Here is a 6,457-nt window from a genome sequence, read left to right on the forward strand (position 1 = left end):
CCGAAGGAATGGAGTGCGGGCCGACAGAACGGTATCCGCGGATATGAGACTGAGCCGAAGGCGTCGATGACATGCCGGGGGCGGACCGGGACGGGTTCAACGGCAGGCCCCGCCGACCGATTGCAAGCGGTCGGCGGGGCCATTGTGGCTCTTGACAGCGGATTGGGTCATATGAGCGAAAGCCCGCCAGAGCGAGCAAGGTGCCTTGAAACAAGGCGGCATTGACCTTTTGGTCATGCCGCCGAAGTTGAAAGGCAGATTGCCGCTCTGGCGGGCTTGCAGCGTCGGCCCGTTACGGCGTTTGGTAAAACGCCGTAACTAAAAGCGGTTGCCGCGGAAGCCACCGCCGTTGCGGCCGCCACGGTCGCCGCCTCGACCGCTGCGGTCGCCGCCACGGTTGCCGCCGAAGCCGCCACGGTTGCCACCGCGGTCGCCATAGCCACCACGGTTGCCGCCAAAGCCGCCGCGACCGCCACGATCGCCGCCACGGTCACCAAAGCCGCCACGGCCACCGCGGCCACCACGGTCGCCGCCACGGCCACCGCGGTCGCCAAAGCCGCCGCGACCGCCACGATCGCCGCCACGGCCACCGCGGTCGTCACGGCCGCCGCGAGGACCGCGATCCTCGTCCAGACCCATGGCGACGAGCGGAGCGATAACCTTATCGAGCGCGGCCATCAGCTCGGTGGCCTCCTCGTAAGAAAGCTCGGGCAGGAGCTTCTCCTTCTTGTTGGCAAGCTCGACCAGGCCCTCAGCGGCATCCTCGGCAGCGAAGACGACGATCTTGCGCATATCGCCCTCGGCGTTGTCGATGCGGCCGACCAGATCGGCAGCCTCGGCCTCGGCCATCAGGCCATCGAGCTCACGAAGACGCATGCCCAGCAGATCGGACATTTCCTTCTGCTCCATCTTGGGCTTGAGGTCAAGGAGCTTGATGGCGCGCTCGATGTTCGCCATACGCTCGGCCTTAGCCTCTTCCTCCTTGGAAATAGCAAAGCGACGGCTACGCAGCAGGCGGGCGGCCTTCTGCATCTTGTCCATCAGCTCTTCGTCATCGTAATCAACGGCGGCCTCGACAACCTCGGCCTCCTCCTCGGCGGAAACCTCGTCAGCAGCCTCAACCTCGGTAGCTTCGGTCTCCACGGTCTCGACTGCCTCGACCTCGGCAGCCATGGTCTCGTTCTCGGTCTCGTTCATGATCTCTTCGTTCTCGGACATGAGACTCCTTCTTGGCCCTCTCGGGCATCATCGCCCCATTCGCGGGGCCCGTCGCGCACTCTTTGCGCTTTAAACATTCATGCCTCTCGGCAAAACGTCCATTAGTTTATGGTGTCGCCATCCAATCTAGCTGCAGAATCTATGTGCACACATTAATGCGACATGTCGCGGTATCATGGCCTGAACCAAACGTGTCCACCTTAAGGAGCCCGCCATGATTAAGCCCATCATGAAATCCGAGTTCTTTTTGCGCCTGCCTTCCGAAGACGCAGGGCCCGACGATGCCGTGATCGGGCAGGACCTCCTGGATACGCTCCACGAGCATGAGCACGAATGCGTGGGGCTCGCCGCCAACATGATCGGCGTGCGCAAACGCATCATCTGCGTAAAGGACGGCAACAGGACGCTCCTGATGTACAACCCTCAAATTCTTGAGCAGGTCAATGCCTATCAGACCAGCGAAGGATGCCTCTCGCTGATCGGCGAGCGTCCCTGTACCCGCTATCGTCGCATTAAGGTGGAGTATTTGGACGAGAACTTCGTCCACCGCATCAAAAACTTCTCGGGCTACACCGCCGAGATCATCCAGCACGAAATCGACCACTGCAACGGCGTCGTTATATAGTTCCGCGAGTCAAGGAAAATGATCTGTTTTCCTCCGTCCCCTTTGGATCATGGTAACGACGCAGGCTGAGCACACGACAGCGAGCGAGCCGCATTTATATAAGTTCCGCCGTTCTACCGAACGGCGGACCACTTGACGCTGCGCGAGCCGCATTCACGCCAATCTGACGTTCAATTTCGAGGGCGCGACCAGAAGGTCAGCGCCCTCTCATTTCACGTCACCTTCGCGTGAATGCGGCTCGCTCGCTGTCGTATGTCTATCCTGCGACGCCTCGATTCTTGCGGCGGCAGATACCTAATCCCCTACGCTTGACGGTAGTGATCAAAGAAATCGGCGAGGTCTTCGAGCGACTCTTTGAGCACTTCCATGCGCGGCAGGTACACGATGCGGAAGTGATCGGGCTCAGCCCAGTTGAAGCCGCCGCCACGCGTGATGAGGATCTTCTTCTCGTGCAGCAGGTCGAGGGCAAACTGCTCGTCATCGGTGATGTTGAACTTTTTAACATCCATTTTGGGGAAGATATAAAACGCCGCACGCGGCTTGACCACCGAGATGCCGTCGATCTTGCTGAGCGCCTCATACACAAAGTTGCGCTGCTCGTAGACACGACCGCCGGGGCGGATGTAGTCGTTAACCGACTGATGGCCGCCAAGCGCCGTCTGGACGATCGACTGGGCCGGCACGTTGGAGCACAGGCGCATGTTGGAGAGCATGTTGATGCCCATGATGAAGTCGCTCATGCAGCGCTGGTTGCCCGAAAGCACCATCCAGCCAATGCGATAGCCCGCGATCATATGCGACTTGGACAGGCCGCTAAACGTAATGCAGGGCAGGTCGGGGGCGAGCGATGCAATGGAGACGTGCTCGTAGCCGTCCATGCACAGGCGGTCATAGATCTCGTCGGCAAAAATCATGAGCTGGTGCCTGCGCGCGATCTCAACGATGCCCTCGAGCACCTCGCGCGGATAGACAGAGCCCGTGGGGTTGTTGGGGTTGATGATGACGAGGGCCTTGGTCGCGCTCGTGATCTTGGACTCCATATCCTGCAGATCGGGATACCAATCGGCCTGCTCATCACACAGATAGTGCACGGGATGTCCACCGGCAAGAGTTGCGCACGCCGTCCACAGCGGATAATCGGGGCTGGGAATCAGAATCTCGTCGCCATTGTCGAGCAGCGCGTTCATCGAAAGCTGAATGAGCTCGGACACGCCGTTGCCCGTATAGATATGTTCCATCTGAACATTGGGCAGGCCCTTGATCTGCGAATACTGCATGATCGCCTTGCGCGCAGAGAACAGACCGCGCGAGTTGGAATAGCCTTCGCAGTCGGGCAGCTGCTGGCGCATGTCCTTAATGACCTCATCGGGCGTGCGGAAACCAAAGGGCGCCGGATTACCGATGTTGAGCTTGAGGATGCACTCGCCTTCGTCCTCCATACGGGCTGCCTCGTCGACAACGGGGCCGCGCACGTCATACAGAACGTTCTCGAGTTTGGTGGATTTAGAAAAAGTACGCATGGTGGTGCTCCTTGCAATTTGATCTGAGGGATGGGGTTCGGGCTTGTAAACGTTGTGGGTCGATGATGTCTCGCCTTGATCGGCGTCACCGGCGAGCAGCCAGGTAACATCGACCTCCAAAATGCGGGCGAGTAGCTCTGCCACATCGCGCCGCGGAATCGTCTTGCCGCTCACATATTGGCTCATCTGACTCTTGCCGAGTTTTTTGCCGAGCATCTCCGATGCGCGGATTACGTCCGACTGGCGAACGTCGCGATCGGACATAGCCTGTCGCAGGCGATCGCTAAACGTCTCTTGGGTCACAAGAACCTCCTTGCTGGCAAAGTTCAATTTATAGAACACGAATTGAACTAAGGTTCAATTTAGCAAGCAGTATAGCGCCGTGCTATTTCTAAAAGTTCAATTTCAAAAATAACATGACCCAAACCTCAAGATTTACCCCAAGGCGGTAACGACGTGCGCCCATTTAGAGGTATTCGAGAAAACGGGCGGCGGCAAGCGAAATATCGGCCGTTCGATATATGGCGTTGATCTGCCGATGGGGATGCCCTTCGAGCGGACGCACGGCAACATCGAACTGACAGCGGCGCATGATGAGCGCGGGAAGAATGCTCACACCCAGGCCGTCCTCGACCATAGCCATAATCGCATAGTCATCCCAGGTCGACAGTTTTGAGTGCACTGCCAGTCCCGCCCGACGAAACAGCGGCGTAATCTCGTCATCGGTGCCGCGTTCTAGCAGAATAAACTGCTCGTTGGCCAAGTCGGCAAGAGAGACGACCTCCGCCGTGGCAAACAACGAGCCTGACGGCACTACCGCCATTAACTCGTCACGCACCAAAGGCAGCGATGTCATGCCGTTTTCTCGGGGCTCACGCGGGATAAAGCCCAGATCGCAGCGACCCTCTGCCACCCATTGTTCAATCTCTGAATAGTCGCCCATCAGCAACTCGTAATCGACGTCTGGATGATCAGCACGAAAACGCGCAATCACCGGCGGCAGCACGTGGGTCGCCACGCTCGAAAACGTACCGATGCAGATTTTGCCGCGCATGAGCCCGCGCATCTCATCCACCCGTCGCTGCAAGCGAACGAATTCCTCGCAGAGCGCCTCGACAGCCGGCATGACCTGCCGCCCGTCGGCAGAAAGAGCAACACCTTCACGACTGCGGTCGAGTACCTTAAAGCCCCAATCGGCCTCAAGATCGGCCACCATGCGGCTCACGCCCGATTGCGAGTAGCTCAGGCGCTCGGCAGCACGCGTAAAGCTTCCAGCGCGCACGGTCTCCAGCAGCACCTGCATCTTTTGAATATTCGTTTCCACGACATGCCTCCACCCTTGCATGAGTTTTTGTCATGTTTTCCATGCATTATATTCGCTTTTCTTCTAAAGCCAGTTCACCCATAGTGAGCATGCACAGATATAGAGGGGACGGCAGCGCATGAACAACGGATTGATTACGTATTTAGCAGCATTGTTGTTGTTTGGCTCCAACGGCATCATCGCTGCGGCCATCGCACTCCCGAGCTCCGATATCGTGCTGCTACGCACTTTTCTGGGAGCCCTTTCGCTTGTCGCCATCCTCGCCATTACCCAGCGCCATAAGCTGCAGGCGCCTTCTCGCCCCCGCGAAGCCGCAGCCCTCCTCCTCTCGGGAGCCGCGCTGGGCGCCAGCTGGATTTTTCTGTTCCGCGCTTATCAGACGATCGGCGTCGGCGTTTCTTCGCTGCTGTACTACTGCGGCCCCATCATCGTCATGGCCCTCTCGCCGTTTATCTTTGGCGAAAAACTAACCGGTGGCAAAATCGCCGGGTTTATCGCAGTCGCCTGCGGCGCTTTTCTCATTGCAGCGCAAGGTCTAGGCGGCACTATGCCCATTGCGGGCATCGTCTGCGGAATCGCCTCGGCCTTCTGTTATGCATTGATGGTCATCGCCAGCAAGGGCGCGCCGCACATCGAAGGCCTCGAGAACTCCGCGCTCCAGGTGAGCGCCGCCTTTGTGACCGCGCTGGTCCTTACGCTCGTCACCCAAGGCACCCCCTCATTCCTGTCCGCCAGCATCGCCGCAACCATCGATTGGCGCGCCGTCGCTATGCTCGGCGTCGTCAACACCGGCATCGGTTGTCTGCTCTACTTTAGCGCCGTCGCCAAACTGCCCGTGCAGACCGTCGCTGTCGTCGGCTACCTCGAGCCGCTTTCGGCCGTCGTGTTCTCGTCCGCCCTTTTGGGCGAAGTCATAACACCGGTCCGCCTGATGGGCGCCGTGCTTATCATCGGCGGCGCGATCTTTTGCGAACTCGCCGGTAAACGCTCAGGCGCCAAGACCGGTATCGCTCAGGCAGCACGCGTCTAAAAGTTCCCTCTTCAGTTTCAAAGCAGGAGCGCGTCCGCAGTTATTACATTGCAGCAAAGCCATACAGCGGATGCGCCCCTGTTTTGAAATGCTACCTGCGTACACAAATAATCCCCAGCTGGGGATTATTGTCTAAAATTACCCGATGTGCCAAACAACTCTTGTATGTATAAAGACGGCATAAAAGTTATCTGTCCAAGACAGATAACCGGATGTCCAAGGGAGTCCACGTGGCGCACGCCAAACTGGAGGCAAACCTCCAAGACCAGCACGGTCAAGTACGTGGTAATCGCCATGAAGGCCGACAACCACAACGAGAGCGGCATCTTCGCCCTGTTTAGCCTGGTGCGCAAAGTGGCGCCGTGGCCGATCCTACCTGCCATGATCGGCGGCGCGGCGCTGCTCGCCAATAACTCCAGCTCGAAGTTCAGATCGAGGAAGCCGAGGAAATGGATGTCGATATCTTCTCGAACGACCTTGGCAACGGCAACGAAGCCGGTAGGGACATGAACTTCGACCCCACCGAGCTGCTCGGGAGCGTCGCCGATACGCCCGAACAGCAACAGCTCGACGGCCTCGAGAGCGAACAACTCAACGACGCCAACTTCTAACGACGTCGCGCGTCGACGACAGCGGCCCGGGGGCGCACCCGCGGCGCCGGGGGGGGTTTGCGATGCGGTAAAGAGCCCGGGTCGACCCGAGCGGGGGCGGGACGCCCCGGCGCATCGGGGCCGCCGCCC

The 6,457-nt window shown here is 59.0% G+C and carries 6 protein-coding genes and 1 pseudogene; 4 read left to right on the plus strand and 3 right to left on the minus strand.

All coding sequences use genetic code 11. The annotated features are described in order from the left end of the window. Window positions 1-318: 318 nt before the first annotated feature. Window positions 319-1,218, minus strand: a complete 900-nt coding sequence (locus ACTNBB_RS08835) for a hypothetical protein (protein ID WP_154517075.1) — start codon at window positions 1,216-1,218, stop codon at window positions 319-321. A 214-nt stretch (window positions 1,219-1,432) separates the two neighbouring features. On the opposite strand from ACTNBB_RS08835, the gene ACTNBB_RS08840 reads away from it, so the two are divergent. Then, window positions 1,433-1,843 (plus strand): peptide deformylase, encoded by a 411-nt coding sequence (locus ACTNBB_RS08840; RefSeq protein ID WP_154517072.1) that lies wholly within the window; start codon window positions 1,433-1,435, stop codon window positions 1,841-1,843. Window positions 1,844-2,145: 302 nt separating this feature from the next. Here the strand turns inward: ACTNBB_RS08840 and ACTNBB_RS08845 are convergent, their stop codons facing one another. Together ACTNBB_RS08845 and ACTNBB_RS08850 are read right to left on the minus strand one after the other, a co-directional pair. Beyond that, window positions 2,146-3,627 carry an aminotransferase class I/II-fold pyridoxal phosphate-dependent enzyme gene (locus ACTNBB_RS08845; RefSeq protein WP_441056348.1) on the minus strand — a complete coding sequence of 494 codons (1,482 nt, stop codon included), beginning with the start codon at window positions 3,625-3,627 and terminating at the stop codon, window positions 2,146-2,148. 202 nt (window positions 3,628-3,829) lie between these two features. Next, window positions 3,830-4,687: a LysR family transcriptional regulator gene (locus ACTNBB_RS08850; protein WP_427794949.1), complete on the minus strand. Its 858-nt coding sequence runs from the start codon at window positions 4,685-4,687 to the stop codon at window positions 3,830-3,832. Between the two features lie 118 nt (window positions 4,688-4,805). Here ACTNBB_RS08850 and ACTNBB_RS08855 point away from each other — a divergent pair, with 118 nt between their 5' ends. From ACTNBB_RS08855 to ACTNBB_RS08865, 3 genes and pseudogenes are all read left to right on the plus strand, one after another. Continuing rightward, on the plus strand, window positions 4,806-5,717 hold the full coding sequence (locus ACTNBB_RS08855; RefSeq protein WP_441056294.1) for a DMT family transporter: 912 nt from the start codon (window positions 4,806-4,808) through the stop codon (window positions 5,715-5,717). Between the two features lie 267 nt (window positions 5,718-5,984). Then, window positions 5,985-6,128: pseudogene (locus tag ACTNBB_RS08860) on the plus strand (KUP/HAK/KT family potassium transporter); the annotation flags it as partial. A 38-nt stretch (window positions 6,129-6,166) separates the two neighbouring features. After that, window positions 6,167-6,328: a hypothetical protein gene (locus tag ACTNBB_RS08865; protein ID WP_441056350.1), complete on the plus strand. Its 162-nt coding sequence runs from the start codon at window positions 6,167-6,169 to the stop codon at window positions 6,326-6,328. The last annotated feature ends 129 nt before the right edge of the window (window positions 6,329-6,457 follow it).

This window comes from Collinsella sp. HCP28S3_B9, assembly GCF_052066095.1.
Lineage (GTDB): Bacteria > Actinomycetota > Coriobacteriia > Coriobacteriales > Coriobacteriaceae > Collinsella.